This window comes from Pyramidobacter sp. CG50-2, assembly GCF_003612005.1.
In the GTDB taxonomy this organism is placed as follows: Bacteria; Synergistota; Synergistia; order Synergistales; family Dethiosulfovibrionaceae; genus Pyramidobacter.
Map to the genome: position 1 here is coordinate 1 of NZ_RAWT01000003.1, position 16,195 is coordinate 16,195.

The following is a 16,195-nucleotide window of genomic DNA, read 5'->3' on the forward strand; positions in this document are numbered from 1 at the left end:
TTTCAGTTGAGGGTCACTTTTGTATGCTCTTTTTTCGGACAATTTCCTCGTAACAGCTTTTCATCCCCTTGAATTTGCTCCGTTAGCGCAATCTTGATCGTTATTATGTGTTCGTAATGACTGCTTGCTGCTTTTGTCCTGTCAAAGTAAATGCAACCCCGTCGCATTTACTTTGACGAGGTTGCATTTACTCTGAAAATTTACCTTGTTCAGTGATAATGTCACTCGTAACTGTTCAAAGAAAGTGTCACGCTGAGATAATACCGTTCATGAAACAGGAGCGAATGACATTGTCATGTCAAAAGCTGATACAGTTTCTCGATTAAAATATTAAATGGGCAGAGCGTCCCGAGGAAGATTCACGGCGCCCTTAAATTCAAACTTTTTATAAGGATGCTTTGAGAGGACGCGGGAATTTTACGAAAAAGACGGGATTTCGATCGAGCAATATATACTAGGGCATCAGCAGATTGGGCAACCAGGTGGAAATCTGCGGCACCAGCGTCAGCACGATGAGCATGACGACCAGCGCGGGGAAGAAGGGCATGAAGCCTTCGAAAACCTCTTCGATCTTCTGGTGCGTGATGTCTGCAAGGATATACAGCCCCATGCCGACGGGCGGAGTGGCGATGCCGATAGTGAGGGCGAAACACATCAACACTCCCAGCTGGATCGTGCTGACGCCGAGTTTTTCCATCAAGGGCAGAAGGATGGGCGTGAGCAAGATCATGGCGCTGGAAGCGGACATGAAACAGCCCAGAACCAGAAGCAGCAGATCGATCAGAAAAAGCACGAGGTACTTGTTCTGCGTCAGGCTGAGGATCAGCGTCGCTAGTTTTGTGGGCAGCATCTCCATGGTGAGAATGTAGGACATGGTGGAGGCGAAACCGAACAGGATCAGGCTCGAGGCGGCCATGATCATCGAATCTCTGACGGCGTTCCACAGCGCGTTCCACTTCAGCGTGCGGTAAATGGCGCCCAGCAGCAGCGAGTAAAGTACGGCCACGACGCCGGCTTCGGTGGGGCTGACGGAACCGGAGGTCATGCCGATGACGATAATAACGGGAGCCAGCAGCGACCATACCGATTTTTTGAAGATGCGCCAACGTTCCTTCATAGGGGTGTAACTGCCGCGCGGAAAAATGTCGGGCCGTCTGATGGAGATGCGCGCGCAGACAAGCATCAGCGCCAGGCTGATGACGACGCCGGGAACAATGCCGGCGATGAACAGTTTGGCGATGGACGTGTTGGTAACGACGCCGAACATGATAAAGAACACGCTGGGCGGGATGATCGGCCCGACCATGGATGACGCCAGCGTGATGCCGGTGCTGTATCTCAAGTCATATCCCTTGTAGGTCATGGACTTGATCTCGATCGGCCCGAGCGCGGCGCAGTCAGCGGCGGCCGCGCCGGAAATGCCGGCGAAGACCATGGAACACAGACAGTTGACGTGCGCCAGTCCGCCGGGCCAGTGCCCCACGCAGGCATTGGCGAAGCTGAAGATCTGATCGGCGACGCCGCAGACGTCCATGATGTTGCCGGCCATCATGAAGAAGAAAATGGACAGAAGGCTCCAGGACATGGAACCGTCGATGACGCCTTGCGCGATCAGATACAGCGGCAAGTCTCCCAGCCAACAGCCCACGGCGACCGACGTACCCATGGCGACAATGACCGGCGCTTTGAGGAACAGCATCATGATCAGCGTTGAAATGAGACCGACGGATACCATTTACCGCTCTCCTCCTTCGGGCGCAGGACCGGATTTTTCAATTTTACCGACGGCGATGCGGTGCAGGTTGTACAGGCCGTTCCAAATGACGGCAAAACTCAGCAGATAGACGGGCAGCAAGTTGGTCTCGGGCGGGAAGGGAAGGTACTGTTCGGGCGTGCCCATGCCGACAAGGCCGGTGTAGTCGTAGGTGGCGTACAGCAGGATAAAGCCGAAAACGACGCAGGCGGCGTTGATGGCAAATTCAGTAAGACGCCGCAGCGTACGGGGGAGATAGTCCACGATAATGCCGACCCGGGGCTCGGTGTTCTTGAGGAAATGCGAGGCGACGCCGGGAATGATGGAGAACAAACCCAAAAACGTCAGCAGTTCCACCGTCCACGCGACAGGACGCCCCATCATGCGTGAAACGATCTGGAGCGTGGCCGTTGCGATCATGAGGCAGCCGTTCAGGGCGAGAATCCAGTCGATGATTTTTGCGATCTTCTTAGCCACAGGGATCTCCCTCTCTCAAAAGATTCTCTCCAGATGTGGAGCAGAGGGTCCCCCCGGACCCTCTGCTCCACATCGTACAGATGGGAAAGCTGGCTTACTGGATGGCGCGGATACGTTCGGCAAATCCTTTGGGGATATAGTTGCTGTTCTCGAGTTCTTCGAGAAAGCCGTCCATCTTCGCTCTCCATGGGGCGAGATCGACTTCGATGATCTCGACGTTGTATTCTTTTTTCATGAGTTCGATGATCTCGGCGCTGCGTTTGTTGGCCTGTTCGGTCACGTAGTCGCCGGCTTTGTCGACTTCGTCGAGAAGGATTTCCTGCTGTTCCGCTGTCAAACGCTGGAATTTACGGTCGTTCATGACCACGGCGACCTGCTGAGGGTATTCGTTCGTGACGGTCAGGCAGGGAGCGACTTCGCAGAATTTTTGAAAATAGGCGTCGACGACCGGGCACGTGACGGCATCCACTGTTCCCTGTTTGAGGGCGAGATACGTCTCGGAATAAGGAATGACGGTGACGGCGCAGCCAAGGGCTTCCCATGCCTTGACGCTGGTGGGGTTGGAGTTCATGCGCAGTTTCAGTCCCTGAAGGTCTTCCAGCGAGCGGATCGGTTTGCGCGAGGCGATGACCCGGAAAGGACCGCGCAGCCAGTTGCGCTTCCTGTCGACGACGCGAAGTCCCGCTTTCTTGAGCAGGGGCTCCTCGATTTCTTTCTCGACGTCGCTGAGCAGAAAACGCCGATAGTGCTCGTTGTCGCGAAATATGTAGGGCAGCGAGGACACGCGCACGAGGGGCGAGTACATATCGTAATAGCCGTAGCCGTCGGCGTAGAAATCCTGTACGCCGCGGACCATGTTCTCGATCTGTTTCTTGTTGTCGCCGAGAACTTCGCCGAAGTAACATTGAATCTCCACTTCGCCGTTGGTACGGGTTTTTACGTTCTCGGCCATCATCTTCAAAGCCTGGCTCTCGTAGTGATCCTCGATCATCTTGTTGCCGAGGCGAAGTTTCGTCGCGGCTTCGGAAGGAACGGCGTTCATGGCGGCGCAGACGCAAAGCAGGGACAGAGCGATACGTTTCAGCATCAGAATACTCTCCTTTTCGAAATTCACAGCGAATGGTTCGCTGTGTTCAGTGACAGAGAAAGGACTTTCGGTGGAAATCACTCAGCCGGCCATACGTAAGCGCCCGGCTGCCGGTTTTTGAGGCTGGGCAGCTGTTCGCGGATCTGATTTACATAATCGGGATCGATCTCGGCGTAGATGATCGTTTCGCGGTCTTCGGCGCAGGCGACCGTGACGCCCCAGGGATTGATGATCATGGAACGGCCGTAGGCCTGGAACGCCGGCTTCTTGCCGATCTGAGCGGGAGCGACCACGTAGCATTGATTCTCGATGGCGCGGGTTTTGAGGATGCATTCCCAGTGGTCCTTGCCCGTGAACAGCGTGTAGTTGGCTGGCACGAACATCACCTTCGCGCCTTGAAGGGCCATGATGCGGTACATTTCGGGGAAGCGCATGTCGTAGCAGATCGACAGCCCCACTTTGCAGAACTCGGTGTTGGCGACGACGATCTTATGCCCCGGTTTTTTCGTGTCCGACTCGCGCGTGGAAGGCCCGTTCTCGATCTCCACGTCGTACATGTGGATCTTTTCGTAGCGGGCGGCCAAATCTCCCCGAGGATTGTAAAGCAGCGTCGTGTTGTAGAGCCTGCTCTCGCCGGGAACGACTTCGCCGATACTGCCGCAGTGCAGCCAGATCCTGTGCTGCTTGGCTTTGGCGGCGAAAAATTCGCTCATCGGCCCGGGAATCGGTTCGGCGCTGGCGAAGACGCCATCCTTTGGGCCGCAGTAGTGAATGTTCTCCGCCATGGCGACGAACCGCGCGCCATGAGACGCCGCTTCGTCGATAAAACGGCCGACCTTGTCGAGATTGGCTTTCTTATCGGCCTGCGAGTCGATCTGCAGCACGGCCATTAAAAATTTGCTCATGGTCGGTTCTCTCCTTATTTGGCGTTTTTCTCGAAATATTCTTTGATCAGAGCGCCGGCGCGAGTCACGTCGGCCATATGTTCGCCCTTGGCAATGCGATCCTTTTTGCCGGGCTCGGCGTTCTGAATCTCGATGGCTTTCTTGCAAACAGCCGCGGCCTCGCCGGCGGGAAGCGCCACGAAACCGTTTTCGTCGGCCACGATGATGTCGCCGGGATTGACCGTTACGCCGCAGCAACTGACGGTCGTGTTGATCTCGCCGTCAAGACCGAACAGGCGCGTGGTGATGGCTGACAGACGGCGATACAATACGACCAGCCCCATCTCGCGGATCTCTTCGATATCGGTGGCGGCTCCGTCGACGATGACTCCTTCTACACCGCTGATGTGCAGCGCCCAGGAAACCACTCCGCCCAAAGCGGCGTACTGCTGGTCTCCGGCGCGGTCGATCACAAGCACGTCGCCGGGGCCGACCATTTCGGTGACTTTGTGCAGCAGGGTGGAATCATTGGACGCCAGCTTGACGGTCACGGCGCGCCCGGTAAACCTTTTGCCCGGGAGGGAGATAAAAAGCGGCGCAGTGTTAAAGCCGAAATTGCGGAAGTGCCCGATTGTCGCCGGTTCGGCCTCCTCGATGGCGGCAAGTTCCTCATTGGACAGAGTGACAACGCTGGGATTGATGATCATTGACGGTACGTCTCCTTTTATTGAGAATAAACGGAACGCGAACAGAAGAACCGGCCTTGCGCTGATAATAGATAACATTGTAAACAATACTCATGTGATGTCAATATTGCTGATTGATTCCGGATTCTGAATTGAAATGATTACTCCAGAAAATCGAGCCCCCCGAACTTCCATCAGTTCGGGGGACTCGGTCTTTATAAAGCGGATTGTGGCGCGCGGATTACTTTTTTCCCTGCTTCCACTTCTCGCGCAGGGCGGGGAGGGTGCCGTCGGCTTCCATGGCGGCGATGGCGCCGTCGAGTTTGTTTTTCAGCGCGGTGTTGCCGAGGTTGACGGCCAGCGCTTTGCCGGCGCCGGTGAGCTGGAAGGTGTAACCGCGCACGGCCTTGCCTTTGAAGCTGGGCAGTTCGAGGATCTTGTCGGCCACGGGCACGTCCATGAGGGTGAAGTCACTGCGGCCGGTGACGATGTCCCACAGGCACTCTTCGATCTTGGCGAAGTTTTTGATCTGGAAGCCGAGTTCGCCCGCCAGCGGCGTGAGGAAAACGTCCTGCGTGGTGCCGACGGGCACGCAGCCGCGCAGGCCGCGCAGGTCTTCGAGCTTTTTCACGGCGACGTTGGGCGCGGTGACGAAGGAGGCCATGGTGGGCACGTAGGGAGTGGAGAAGAGCACGCGCTTGGCGCGGATGGGCGTGGCGCTCATGCCGGCGGCGATGACGTCGGCGCGATCGGTGACCAGCGAGGGGATGACCATGTCGTAATGGCCCGTGTCGAGCCAGACGATCTTTTCGCCGAGACGGCGGCCGATCTCTTCCATCAAATCTTTGTCGAAGCCGTCCAATTCGCCTTTTTCGTTGAGGAACTCGTAGGGCGGGTAGGTACTGGCGGTGGCCACGCGCAAATCGGCGCGGGCCGCCAGCGGCACGGTTGCAAGCGCCGCAAGCGCGGCGACGGTTTTCCCGAAAAATTTCATCCTCATTGCCTCCTTGAAAATGACCGGCGTTGACGGCCGCTGTGCGATGAAAATGTTCCACGTGGAACATTTTCATCGCACGACAGTCGGCGGCTGGATCCCTTTTTCCGCGCCGCCGGCGCGGAAGCGCTCTTTCACTGCACGCCGTATTATAGAGCAAAGAAAATCGCCATGCAATAATAAAATTGCATGGCAAACGCTTTTGTTTTTGGACGGCTAATCGGCGATCAATTCGGCAAGGACGCGCAGCCCTTTTTCGAGTTGGTCGCGCGGCGGCGTGCAGAAGGCGACGCGCACGGCGCGGGCGGGCGGCGTTTTGCCGACGGCGAAGCGTTCGGCGGCGGCGACGCGGACGCCCCGTGCCAAAGCGGCCTGCTCGAACTGGACGCTCGCGAAGCGTCCGGGCAGCGTCAGCCAGCGGAAGATGTCGGCGTCGCCGCCGCGGCATATCGCGTCGGGCAAAATCGCGCGCACGAGACGGCTGCGCTCGCCGATGTGCCGCCGGTGCGCGACGATGATACGCTCGAACTGGCCGGAGGCGATGACGCGGGCCGCCAGTTCGGCCATCATCGGCACGACGCCGACGTTGAGGCTGTACAGCGCGCCGGCGACGGCCTCTTTGCAGGCGTCGGGCACGGCCACGCAGGCGGCGCGCAGCCCCGGAGCGATCACTTTCGACATCGTGGCGATGTAGAGGCTGCGCTCCGGCACGAAACTCGACACGGAGGGCACGCCGCGCTGCATGAGCTGGTTGGTGCCGTCCTCGATCAGCAGCGCGTCGTGGGCGCGCAAAACGGCGGCGATCTCGCGGCGGCGGTCTTCCGGGAGCGTGGCAGTGGTGGGGTTGTGGCAGGCGGAGATCAGGTAGACGCCGTGGATCTTTTCGCTGCGGCAAAGACGTTCGAGGTCGGCCGGTTCCATGCCCTCATCGCCGCTCCTGACGGGGACGAGTTTGACGCCGAACATGGCGGCGGCCGACTTGACGCCGGGATAAGTGTGGTCGTCCACGGCGATCTTTTCGCCGCGGCGGAACAGCGAGGCGAAGATGGCCGAGATCGCATTCTGGGCGCCGTTGGCAAACAGGATCTGCTCGCGGTGCGCCTCATGTCCGCACAGGCGCATGAACGTAACGGCGGCGTCCTTCTGCCACTCGTCCTCGCCCTGGGCGTGGAAGCTGAACAGCGCGGCGGCCTCGTCGCTGCGGAAGAGTGAGCGGGCCATCTCCAGCAGCGCGGCGTTGGCAGAATCCTCCGGCTGGACGCTGCCCATGTCGATAACGTGCACTCCTTCGGCGCGTTCGAGAAACCGTTTGTCGGTGAGCGCGCTGTACGCCACGAACGTGCCGCTGCCGACGGTGGCGGTGAGCAGCCCCTTGAGCTCGCAGAGCTTGAAGGCTTTGGCCACGGTACTGACGTTGACGTCGAGAAAGTCGGCCAGTTCGCGCTGCGGCGGCAGACGCGTGCCGGGCTTGAGCGCGCCCGACGCGATATCCTCCTCGAGCGTGCGCGCCAGCGTCAGATAGAGCGCGCGTTCGCTGCGGTCCAGCTTCGGCCGCCAGCTCATCGGATAGTCGTCGAAGAAATTGTAGGGCATGATCGTCACCTCGCCGTTCCATTATAGACGAGAGCCGCCGCCATTTCGCGTTTTGTTTTTGTTGTTTTCGCGGAAAGCAAGTTGACCGCGGTGTTATAATTTAACCGACGCACGATGAAGAGCCGCGTGTTTCGCTCTTTTGCCGCGCGTTTTTTATCGGCCGGCGCCGTGCCGAAGGCAGCGTGCGGGGCGGCCTGCCGTATCATGTGAAACAAGCGAGTTTGACAGTGCTAATACCGCTCTGTATAATGAAAAATAAGGGCTGGACGAATGCCCGGAGCCGCCGGCGGCAGTATGGACGGCGATTTTTTCGGACTGGAGGAGAGGCAGGCATGAAGAAAAAAAGAATATTGAACCTCGTGGTCTGTCTTTTCCTGGCCCTTTCGGTGCTCTGTTCGGTGGCGTATCTGTTCATCGAGGCCGTTCACGACTGCCACGGGCACGGCTGTCCCATCTGCGCGCAGATGGACGAGTGCGTCAAGGCGCTGGCGGGCTTCGCCGTCGGCGTGGCGGGCGCGTACTTTTACGCCGCGCGGTATGTCGGTGCGGCCTGCGCTTCCGCGCAGAGGAAGAGTCTCCGGCGCGAAAATGTGACGCTGGTGGCTCTGAAGGTCAAGCTCTCCAATTAGACGGCGCGCGTTTTTTCATGCGCGTGTCGGTTTGCAAGTCGAATTTTTGAATAGAATTGGAGAGATCCCTTAGATGAAGAAAAAATTTTTCGCTCTGTGTGCCGCGATGGTTTTCGCTTGCGGCGCCGCTTTTGCCGCTCCGGCGGCGGACGCTGAAAAGCTCAGCGTCATTTGTTCCAACTTTGCCGAGTACGATTTCGTCCGTCAGATCACGGGCGACCTGGCCAACGTGAAGATGCTGCTGCGCCCGGGCATGGAAAGCCACAGCTTCGACCCGACGGTAAAAGACATTCTCGACCTGCAGAACTGCGGGCTGTTCGTTTACGTCGGCGGCGATTCCGATGCCTGGGTCGACAAGGTGCTGGCCTCTTTCGACAAGGGCAAAGGCCCCCGCGTCGTGAAGCTGATGGACTTGGTGAAGACGGTTCCGGAGGAGATCGTCGAGGGCATGCAGCACGATCACGACCACGACGGCGGCAATGATCACGGTCATGCTCACCATGACCACGGTCCCGACTGTGACCACGGGCACGATCATGACGCCAAGGAAGAGGGGCATCATCACCACGACGGCGAGGAGCCGGAGCTGGACGAGCACGTGTGGACGGCGCCCGAAAACGCGATCCAGATCGTGAAGAAGCTCAGCGAAGTGGTTGCTGAGCTGGATCCCGGGAACAGGGGCCAGTACGCCAGCCGCGCCGCCGTGTATCTTGAGCAGTTGCGCCGGCTTGACGATGATTTCCGCAAATTGATCGAGGGCTCGAAGCGCCGCGAGATCATCGTCGGTGACCGCTTCCCCTTCCTGTACTTCTGCCGCGAATTTGGCCTGAAGTACTACGCTGCGTTCCCCGGCTGCTCGACCGAGACGGAACCGAATCCCGAGACGGTTGCTTTCCTGATCGACAAGGTGAAGCAGGACGGGATCCCCGTCGTGTTCCACATCGAGCTGTCGAACGGCCAGATGGCCCGCGCCATCGCCGACGCCACGGGCGCCCAGGTGCGGCTGCTGAACGCGGTGCACAACGTCAGCGCCGAGGATTTCGAAAAGGGGATCACCTACCTCGACCTGATGCGCCACAATCTGAACGTCCTCAAAGAGGCGCTGAACTAAAATGAGCCTCCTCGCGTGCCGTAATGCGAGCTTCGCCTACGACGGCAGGAAGGTCCTGGAGGACGTCAGCTTTGAGGTCTCCTCCGGCGGCTACCTTTGCATCGTCGGCGAAAACGGAGCCGGCAAGAGCACGCTGATGCAGGGACTGCTGGGCCTCGTCAAGCCGGTCGGCGGTTCTGTGGAAGTGGGCGCAGAGGCGCGCATGGGAGGCATCGGATATCTTCCCCAACAGACGGCGGTGCAGAAAGACTTTCCCGCCAGCGTCGAGGAAGTGGTGTTGTCGGGCCAGCTGCGGCGCTGCGGCCTGCGTCCCTTTTTCGGCAAGGGCGACCGTCGGGAAGCCGAGGCGAAGCTGCGGTTGGTGCGGATGCAGGATTTCAGAAAGAAATGTTTCCGCGATCTTTCCGGCGGCCAGCAGCGCCGGGTGCTGTTGGCCCGGGCCCTGTGCGCCACGCGTTCGCTCCTGCTGCTGGACGAACCGGCGGCGGGGCTGGATCCCCGCATGCAGGACGAAATGTACCAGATCCTGAACGAGCTGAACCGCGAGCAGGGCATGACGATCGTCATGATCACTCACGACGTGCGGAGCGCCCTGCGCTGCGCCCGGCAGATCCTTCATCTCAACGGCCGCCAGCTGTTTTTCGGCTCCGTTGAGGAATACTCGCAAAGCGCGGCCGGCCGCCGTTTTATCGACGGCGGCCCGTTCCGCGTCTTGAGCGGTGCGGCTGCGGAAGAGGGCGGGGCGAAGTTATGCTGAACGAACTTTTGCAGATGCTGTCCTATCCTTTCGTGGTCAACGCGCTGATCGTCGGCTGCCTGGTCTCGCTCTGCGCTTCGCTGCTGGGGACCAGCCTGGTCCTGAAGCGTTATTCGATGATCGGCGACGGTCTGGCTCACGTGGCCTTCGCGGCGCTGGCCCTGGCGAAAGCGCTCGACCTCGCGCCGCTGAGCCTGGCGATTCCCGCCTGCATCGTGGCGGCCTTCCTGCTGCTGCAGATCAAGAGCAGTTCGCGGATCCGCGGCGATTCGGCGACGGCCGTGCTGTGCAGCGGCGCGCTGGCGGTCGGCGTGGCGGCGGTCTCGCTTTCGACGGGAATGAACGTGGACGTGTGCAATTACATGTTCGGCAGCATTCTCGCCATGAGCCGTTCCGACGTGATCCTCTCGGTGGCGCTGAGCTGCGCGGTGCTGTTGCTCTACGTCTTGTTCTACAACCGCATCTTCGCCGTCACCTTCGACGAGACGTTCGCGCAGGCGGCGGGGATCCATACGGGGCGCTACAACATGATCATCGCCCTGCTCACGTCCGTAACGGTCGTTTTGGGAATGCGCATGATGGGGACGCTGCTGATCTCCAGCCTGATCGTTTTCCCGTCGTTGACGGCGATGCGGATCTGCCGCCGTTTCAGGAGCACGGTGCTGCTGTCGGCGGCGATCTCGGTCGGCTGTTTTTTCACGGGCATGTTCCTTTCCTATCTGTATTCGATTCCCACCGGATCGTGCATCGTGATCGTCAATATGGCGCTTTTCGCCGCCGCCGTCGCCGGCTCGCACTTTCACGGGTTCCGGCGGCCGCAGTGACGCAGGCGGGCTGAAAAGGACGATGAAAGAAATGATGAAATTCAGAGGAAAAAGCGCGTTTGGGGCGTTTCTGCTGGCGCTGCTCGCGCCGGCTCTTTTCGCCGCCGTGCCTCTGCCGGAAGAGGAGGCGGAGAAGCTGGAGGACTATCTGGCGGAGATCGACGCCCAGGCGGGGATGCTGATCCTCGAGGGGCCGGACATCTCGCTTTACAACTATCCTCACGACATCGAGAAGGACCGCGCCGCCTTCGATCCGCGTAAAATCGACATCGTCGTCGGCAACCGCCTCTACATGACCCAGATCAACGACTGGTTCCTGAACTTCGACAAATACGCGGGCAAGTCGGTGGAGATCGAGGGCTTTTACATGGACTTCGACGGCTTCACCTACGTGGGGCGCAAAGGGCCGATCTGCCCGTTCTGCACGGGCGGATACGTGAACTTCGAGTTCAAGTACGACCGCGACCTGTCGGCGCTCCAGTCCGAAAAGTCATGGGTCAAGGTGCGCGGTATCCTGCGCGAGGGCAGCGTGCCCTCCGTCTTCGAAAAGGACACGATGGAGCCTTTTTACTACATCGAGGCCATCACGGTCGAAAAAATGCCCAAAGTCGGCAAAGCGACCGTGCGCGACTGATACTATTTCTCAATTAAAAGGCTGAACCCAAGGGCGTTGCGAGGAAGATTCACAAAGCGAGCTGCGCAGACTGCGCAGCAGTCGAGGTAGTTCGAGCGACTGAACTCCCCCGCAGCGTCTTGAAACTATGTTAGTGCTTTTTATCAAGAAATAGTATGAGCGCCGCTGTAAAAGAACGGGAGCCTGAACCCTGCTCAAAGAGCAAGGGACAGGCTCCCGTTTTTCGTGGCGCGCCGCGTTTTTTATGGCTCAGCGTTCAAAGCCGAGCAGGCGAGCCGGCGTGTCGCGGAACATCATACCCAGTTCGGCGTCGCTGAAGCCCTGCGCCGCGAGCAGATCCGCGTATTGTAAAAGTCCCTCGTCGGAGTAGGGCGATTGCGGTTGCCCGAAATCGGTGGAAAGGATCACCCGTTCCACGCCGACGGCCCGGATCTGCGCGGCGATCGTCTCGATGGGCGTGCGTTTGTAATAGGTCGTGAAGTAACAATGTTCGACGATCGCCCCCAGCGCCGCGGCCTCGCGCTGCTGGTCCGTTGTGTAAACGTCGGCAGGATTGTCGGCGTGCGTCAGGATCACCTGACAGCCCGTCTTTGCGCCGGCGCGTGCCAGCGCCAGTCCTTCCGCGGCGCTGACATGCCCCGTGCCGACCAGCATCCCGCAGCGTTTCGCCGTTTCCAGCACCGCGAGCGCTTCGGGAACCAAGTTTCCCCGACCGTCAAGGACGTCAATGCACCTGCTCGGATCCGCGCCGGGCGTTCCGTTTTGCTTGCGGAATTCCTGATAGCTGCGCGAGTCCATCGTCGGGAACCAGACGATTCGGCCGCCCATCTTGCCGCTGGCGGCGACTGCTTCGGGATTGAGCCCGCCGACTGAGTTGTTCAGCGTCACGCCGCCGGCGAAATGCAGTTGTGCAAATTGCTCGTTCAGCAGCGCCGCGCGAGCCGCCGTGTCGGCGTAGTGGCATTTGATCAGAGCCCCCGCCAGCCCGGCGTCGCGAAAGCGCCGCGCCAGTTCGAGATCGCTGCATTTGCGCGCCGTCACGTCGGGCGAAGTGTGGACGTGCATCTCGTAAGCGCCGCGAAGACAGTCTCTCATGTGTTGTGCCTCCAGTTCGTCGCGAAAAAGCGCGCCCTCACAGCCCGCAGCGGGCGTACCGAGGGCGCGCTTTTCGGAAATCCAGTTTTTAATAGGGCAGATAGAAAGGGATGACGGCGACAATGACCAGATAGGTTACCAGCAGCATCGGCAGTCCTGCTTTGATGTAGTCCATGAACCGGTACTGCGTCCAGCCGACGGTCATCATGTTCTGCGGGGCGGCGAAAGGCGTGGCGTAAGACGCGGCGCCGGCCAGCGTGATGATCATGCAGATGGGATAAGGACTGACGTTGATCGCTTTGGCGATGGAAACGCCGATGGGCATGAACAACATGATCGTGGGAATATTGGACATCACCTGAGTGAGAATTACGGCGGCGATGAAGATCACCGTCGTGATCATGAACGTACTGGGATGTTCGCCGAGGATCTGCAAGATCAGTTCAGCCATGGCGGCGCCGGCGCCGCTTTTCTGCACGCCTGTGGAAATGGCGGTCAACGAACCGACCAGCAGCATGCAGTTCCAGTCGATGGCGGCGATGGCTTCCCGAACGGTCATGCACTTGGTGCCCATGATAACCAGCGAGCCGATCACCGCCGCCACGTGCATGGGCATCTTCTTGGGACTCAGCGCGATGACTACCAACACGGCGGCCATGGTGATGCAGGCGATGGCGGCCTTGTTTTTGTCGAAGGGTTTCTTCTCGACCTTGGCGAACTCGGGGACATATCCCGTGTCGGGCAGGAACTTCATGCCCACGAAAGTGAAGTACAGCGTGCCGAGAACGCAGATGCCGAGACCAAAGGGCGTGATGCCGAAGAACCCGAACGGCGTCAGGCCGAGGTCGGCCATGGCGTTGGCCGCGGAAGCGTTGGAACCGACGCCGACCAGCGTCACGAAGCCGCCGAATTGAGCGCCGAAAAGCAGCGCCATCAACGTGCGCGAAGGACCGCAGCCAGCGGAGAAACACATGGCCGTGACCAGCGGGGCCATGGCCGTCATCACGCCGATGTTGCTGCACACCGAACTGAGGGCGCAGGAAACGATCAGCGTGGCGAGGACGATGTTGCGCTCGCTTTTTCCCGTGATCTTCACCATCTTTTCGCCGATGATGTCGGTCAGGCCGGTGTGGAACAGCGACGATCCGACGATCATCATGCCGGCCAGCAACACGATGGTGTTGCTGTTGTAGCCCTTGAAGATGTCGCCGACGGGAATAATGCCCGCGTAGGCGTAAGCGATCGAAGCGCCGATGGCAGTGACGAGGATGGGCACCGGCTCCCAGATGAACAGAACGATCGTGGCGGCGAGAATGATCAGCGCGATTGCCATTTGGCTCATGATGGTGTCTCCTTTGGCGTTATTTGGCGAGCTTACGCGGGATACGCGCCGTCGATGATCTCGCAGCCTTTTTCTTCCAGCTTCTTGTCGACCCAGTCGCGCTTGGCGTGCCCCTCCTGAGCTGCCTTCAGCTTGCTTTGGTCCTGTTCCATGAACTTTCGCGCCGCTTCCAGCACCCTTTCGGCATCCTGGCGGGGAATGACGATCACGCCGTCGGGATCGCCGACGATGATGTCGCCGGGATTGACCATGATGTCGCCGCAGGCGATGGGAACGTTGATCTCGCCGGGCCCCTCCTTGAAGGGGCCGCCGGGCGTGGTGCCCGTCGCGTAGAACGGCACGCCGCCGTCATAAAGGCTGTCGATGTCGCGCATCGGTCCGTCGAAGACGAAACCGGCCACGCCGCGCGATTTGGCGTAGGCGGCCATGACCTCGCCCATCAGGGACTGGCTGCGGTCCCCCTCGTTGGAAACGACGACCACGTCGCCGGGTTCAATCATGTTCAGCGCCTTGTGCAGCATCAGATTGTCGCCGGGACGGGCCTTGACGGTCAGCGCCACGCCGACCATGTTGCCGTCGCCGGGCTTTGTCATCAGATGAATGTCGGAGTGGATGGCGCAGAGGCGGTTCATCGTATCGGCGATGTTGGAGGCGGGAATGTGACGGAACGCCTCGACGAGCTCTTGGGGCGGCAGGTTCCTTTTGGTGTACACGCGAAATCCTACGGACATGTGAAAAACTTCCTTTCCAAATAAGAGACAGATTTTAAGTGAGAAAACGCAGCCGAAAAAATGTTTACAGCTCTTCTTCCTCGGTATGGCTCTCCTCTTCGGCCAGGGCGGAGACGTTGCGGATTTTGCGCCAGCGGAAGATAAAGGGCGTCACGAAGGAGACGGCGGCGAGGATCAGAAAAACGCAGGAAATCGGCTTGCCGAAGAAGAACGACCATTTGCCGTCGCCGATCAGCATGGCTTGCTCGAAGTTGGCTTCGATCATCGGCCCGAGGATGAAGCCCAGCACGACGGGGGCCGTGGGCGTCCTGATCGTTTTCAGGAAATATCCCAGCAGGCCGAACGCCAGTACGACCCAGATGTCGAAAGGCTCGTTGCGCAGCGCATACGCTCCCACCGTACCGAGAATGAGGATGCCGCCGGAGAGCACCGTGGGCGAAATCTTCAGGATCCTGGGGAAAATCCTCACGCCGCCGAGGCCGATGGCGAGGAAGAAAAAGTGGGCGATGCCGAGGCTGAGGAACAAGCTGTAAATCAGCGGCGCCTGTTCCTGGAACAGGAACGGTCCGGGCTTCAGTCCCTGGATCGTCAGAGCGCCCAAGAAGATGGCTGACACCGCGTTGCCGGGGATTCCCAGCGTCAGCAGCGGCACCAGAGAACCGCCGACGACGGCGTTGTTCGAAGTTTCCGTGGCGACGACGCCGTCCATGCAGCCCGTGCCGAACTCTTCCTTGTGCTTGGAAAAGCGCATCGCTTCGTTGTAGGAGATGAACGTGGCGATGCTCGTTCCGGCGCCGGGAAGGATGCCGACGAACGTGCCGATCACCGCCGAACGCAGCAGATTCACCCAGCGTCTGGCAAACTCGCGCAGCGGCGGCACCTTGCCCGTCAAAGCGTTCATGCTCGACTCTTTCGCCTTTTTGACCACCATGTCGATCGCCTGTGGGAACGAGAACAGGCCGATCAGACAGGGTACGATCTCGATGCCGCCGTACAGGCCGGGAATGCCGTCGGCGAAACGCGGATAGCCCGTCAGCGGATCAGTGCCGAAGGTGCCGAGGAACATCCCCAGCAGCCCGGCAAAGAGACCGCGCGACATGGACTTGCCCGAGATGCTGGAAATGATCGTGATGCCGAAAACCATCACCGCGAAGTACTCGGCCGGGCCGAAAGACAGCGCTACCTTGGCCAGCGCCGGCGCGCAGAAGCTCAATACTGCGACGCTGAACAGCCCGCCGATGAACGAACTGATCGCTGCGATGCCGAGAGCCTCTACGGCGCGTCCCTTCTGCGCCATCGGATAGCCGTCCAGCGTCGTTGCCGCGCCGGCGGGCGTGCCTGGCGTGTTGATGAGGATGGCCGTGATGGCGCCGCCGTAGACGGAGCCGCAGTAAATGCCGCAGAGCATGGCGAATCCCGAGGCGGGCGCCATGCCGTAAGTGAGGGGCACCGCCAACGCCACGCCCATCGTCGAGGTCAGACCGGGCAGCGCGCCGATCACGATGCCGACCGCCGTGCCGATAAAGTTTGAGAGCAGCACGCTGGGAACCAGGGCGAGTTTCAAAGCTTCGAGCCAATCTAACATATGCGTCGCTCCT

Annotated in this window: 18 protein-coding genes; 6 read left to right on the forward strand and 12 right to left on the reverse strand. The window is 59.7% G+C overall.

The genetic code is table 11. The features are described 5' to 3' along the window. Positions 1-454: 454 nt before the first annotated feature. From D7D26_RS00905 to D7D26_RS00930, 6 genes are all read right to left on the reverse strand, one after another. The gene (locus D7D26_RS00905) at positions 455-1,735 is read right to left on the reverse strand and encodes a TRAP transporter large permease (protein WP_120371667.1); all 1,281 of its coding nucleotides are present in this window, start codon (positions 1,733-1,735) and stop codon (positions 455-457) included. Continuing rightward, complete coding sequence (locus D7D26_RS00910) at positions 1,736-2,230, reverse strand: TRAP transporter small permease (RefSeq protein WP_120371668.1); 495 nt, start codon at positions 2,228-2,230, stop codon at positions 1,736-1,738. A 94-nt stretch (positions 2,231-2,324) separates the two neighbouring features. Further along, on the reverse strand, positions 2,325-3,317 hold the full coding sequence (locus D7D26_RS00915) for a TRAP transporter substrate-binding protein (protein WP_078015024.1): 993 nt from the start codon (positions 3,315-3,317) through the stop codon (positions 2,325-2,327). A gap of 77 nt (positions 3,318-3,394) precedes the next feature. Further along, complete coding sequence (locus tag D7D26_RS00920) at positions 3,395-4,222, reverse strand: carbon-nitrogen hydrolase family protein (RefSeq protein ID WP_120371669.1); 828 nt, start codon at positions 4,220-4,222, stop codon at positions 3,395-3,397. A 14-nt stretch (positions 4,223-4,236) separates the two neighbouring features. After that, positions 4,237-4,908, reverse strand: a complete 672-nt coding sequence (locus D7D26_RS00925) for an RraA family protein (protein WP_158606212.1) — start codon at positions 4,906-4,908, stop codon at positions 4,237-4,239. A 220-nt stretch (positions 4,909-5,128) separates the two neighbouring features. Further along, positions 5,129-5,881, reverse strand: a complete 753-nt coding sequence (locus D7D26_RS00930) for a transporter substrate-binding domain-containing protein (protein WP_158606213.1) — start codon at positions 5,879-5,881, stop codon at positions 5,129-5,131. A gap of 19 nt (positions 5,882-5,900) precedes the next feature. On the opposite strand from D7D26_RS00930, the gene D7D26_RS12220 reads away from it, so the two are divergent. Next, a complete protein-coding gene (locus D7D26_RS12220) occupies positions 5,901-6,101 on the forward strand; it encodes a hypothetical protein (RefSeq protein ID WP_158606214.1) in 201 nt (66 codons plus the stop codon). On the opposite strand, the gene D7D26_RS00935 is transcribed toward D7D26_RS12220, so the two are convergent. Beyond that, entirely contained in the window at positions 6,098-7,474 is a 1,377-nt protein-coding gene (locus D7D26_RS00935; protein ID WP_147413017.1) for an aminotransferase-like domain-containing protein, read from the reverse strand. The two genes, D7D26_RS12220 and D7D26_RS00935, sit on opposite strands and share 4 nt — an antisense overlap. A gap of 5 nt (positions 7,475-7,479) precedes the next feature. Beyond that, positions 7,480-7,680 carry a hypothetical protein gene (locus D7D26_RS00940; RefSeq protein ID WP_078015029.1) on the reverse strand — a complete coding sequence of 67 codons (201 nt, stop codon included), beginning with the start codon at positions 7,678-7,680 and terminating at the stop codon, positions 7,480-7,482. Positions 7,681-7,806: 126 nt separating this feature from the next. Between D7D26_RS00940 and D7D26_RS00945 the strand changes: the two genes are divergently transcribed. The 5 genes from D7D26_RS00945 to D7D26_RS00965 all read left to right on the forward strand — a co-directional run bounded on the left by D7D26_RS00945 (position 7,807) and on the right by D7D26_RS00965 (position 11,429). Beyond that, positions 7,807-8,103 carry a hypothetical protein gene (locus tag D7D26_RS00945; protein WP_078015030.1) on the forward strand — a complete coding sequence of 99 codons (297 nt, stop codon included), beginning with the start codon at positions 7,807-7,809 and terminating at the stop codon, positions 8,101-8,103. A gap of 73 nt (positions 8,104-8,176) precedes the next feature. Then, positions 8,177-9,214, forward strand: coding sequence for a metal ABC transporter substrate-binding protein (locus tag D7D26_RS00950; protein WP_078015031.1), 1,038 nt, complete (start codon positions 8,177-8,179; stop codon positions 9,212-9,214). 1 nt (position 9,215) lies between these two features. After that, entirely contained in the window at positions 9,216-9,971 is a 756-nt protein-coding gene (locus D7D26_RS00955) for a metal ABC transporter ATP-binding protein (RefSeq protein WP_078015032.1), read from the forward strand. Beyond that, positions 9,965-10,795 carry a metal ABC transporter permease gene (locus D7D26_RS00960; protein WP_120371672.1) on the forward strand — a complete coding sequence of 277 codons (831 nt, stop codon included), beginning with the start codon at positions 9,965-9,967 and terminating at the stop codon, positions 10,793-10,795. The genes D7D26_RS00955 and D7D26_RS00960 overlap by 7 nt, the downstream gene beginning before the upstream one ends. 31 nt (positions 10,796-10,826) lie before the next feature. Beyond that, positions 10,827-11,429, forward strand: coding sequence for a hypothetical protein (locus tag D7D26_RS00965; RefSeq protein WP_143521658.1), 603 nt, complete (start codon positions 10,827-10,829; stop codon positions 11,427-11,429). A gap of 249 nt (positions 11,430-11,678) precedes the next feature. On the opposite strand, the gene D7D26_RS00970 is transcribed toward D7D26_RS00965, so the two are convergent. From D7D26_RS00970 to D7D26_RS00985, 4 genes are all read right to left on the reverse strand, one after another. Further along, the gene (locus D7D26_RS00970; RefSeq protein ID WP_120371673.1) at positions 11,679-12,524 is read right to left on the reverse strand and encodes a DUF6282 family protein; all 846 of its coding nucleotides are present in this window, start codon (positions 12,522-12,524) and stop codon (positions 11,679-11,681) included. An 88-nt stretch (positions 12,525-12,612) separates the two neighbouring features. After that, on the reverse strand, positions 12,613-13,866 hold the full coding sequence (locus tag D7D26_RS00975; protein WP_120371674.1) for an SLC13 family permease: 1,254 nt from the start codon (positions 13,864-13,866) through the stop codon (positions 12,613-12,615). Between the two features lie 32 nt (positions 13,867-13,898). After that, entirely contained in the window at positions 13,899-14,597 is a 699-nt protein-coding gene (locus D7D26_RS00980; RefSeq protein ID WP_120371675.1) for an RraA family protein, read from the reverse strand. A gap of 64 nt (positions 14,598-14,661) precedes the next feature. Then, positions 14,662-16,182 carry a tripartite tricarboxylate transporter permease gene (locus D7D26_RS00985; protein WP_120371676.1) on the reverse strand — a complete coding sequence of 507 codons (1,521 nt, stop codon included), beginning with the start codon at positions 16,180-16,182 and terminating at the stop codon, positions 14,662-14,664. Positions 16,183-16,195 lie beyond the last annotated feature (13 nt).

Excerpts from the sequence above, each read along its gene's own strand:
- D7D26_RS00905 (WP_120371667.1), bottom strand. The coding sequence starts at position 1,735 with ATGGTATCCGTCGGTCTCATTTCAACGCTGATCATGATGCTGTTCCTC.
- D7D26_RS00915 (WP_078015024.1), bottom strand. The coding sequence starts at position 3,317 with ATGCTGAAACGTATCGCTCTGTCCCTGCTTTGCGTCTGCGCCGCCATG.
- D7D26_RS00920 (WP_120371669.1), bottom strand. The coding sequence starts at position 4,222 with ATGAGCAAATTTTTAATGGCCGTGCTGCAGATCGACTCGCAGGCCGAT.
- D7D26_RS00925 (WP_158606212.1), bottom strand. The coding sequence starts at position 4,908 with ATGATCATCAATCCCAGCGTTGTCACTCTGTCCAATGAGGAACTTGCC.
- D7D26_RS00930 (WP_158606213.1), bottom strand. The coding sequence starts at position 5,881 with ATGAAATTTTTCGGGAAAACCGTCGCCGCGCTTGCGGCGCTTGCAACC.
- D7D26_RS12220 (WP_158606214.1), top strand. The coding sequence starts at position 5,901 with ATGACCGGCGTTGACGGCCGCTGTGCGATGAAAATGTTCCACGTGGAA.
- D7D26_RS00935 (WP_147413017.1), bottom strand. The coding sequence starts at position 7,474 with ATGCCCTACAATTTCTTCGACGACTATCCGATGAGCTGGCGGCCGAAG.
- D7D26_RS00940 (WP_078015029.1), bottom strand. The coding sequence starts at position 7,680 with ATGATACGGCAGGCCGCCCCGCACGCTGCCTTCGGCACGGCGCCGGCC.
- D7D26_RS00945 (WP_078015030.1), top strand. The coding sequence starts at position 7,807 with ATGAAGAAAAAAAGAATATTGAACCTCGTGGTCTGTCTTTTCCTGGCC.
- D7D26_RS00950 (WP_078015031.1), top strand. The coding sequence starts at position 8,177 with ATGAAGAAAAAATTTTTCGCTCTGTGTGCCGCGATGGTTTTCGCTTGC.
- D7D26_RS00955 (WP_078015032.1), top strand. The coding sequence starts at position 9,216 with ATGAGCCTCCTCGCGTGCCGTAATGCGAGCTTCGCCTACGACGGCAGG.
- D7D26_RS00960 (WP_120371672.1), top strand. The coding sequence starts at position 9,965 with ATGCTGAACGAACTTTTGCAGATGCTGTCCTATCCTTTCGTGGTCAAC.
- D7D26_RS00965 (WP_143521658.1), top strand. The coding sequence starts at position 10,827 with ATGATGAAATTCAGAGGAAAAAGCGCGTTTGGGGCGTTTCTGCTGGCG.
- D7D26_RS00970 (WP_120371673.1), bottom strand. The coding sequence starts at position 12,524 with ATGAGAGACTGTCTTCGCGGCGCTTACGAGATGCACGTCCACACTTCG.
- D7D26_RS00975 (WP_120371674.1), bottom strand. The coding sequence starts at position 13,866 with ATGAGCCAAATGGCAATCGCGCTGATCATTCTCGCCGCCACGATCGTT.
- D7D26_RS00980 (WP_120371675.1), bottom strand. The coding sequence starts at position 14,597 with ATGTCCGTAGGATTTCGCGTGTACACCAAAAGGAACCTGCCGCCCCAA.
- D7D26_RS00985 (WP_120371676.1), bottom strand. The coding sequence starts at position 16,182 with ATGTTAGATTGGCTCGAAGCTTTGAAACTCGCCCTGGTTCCCAGCGTG.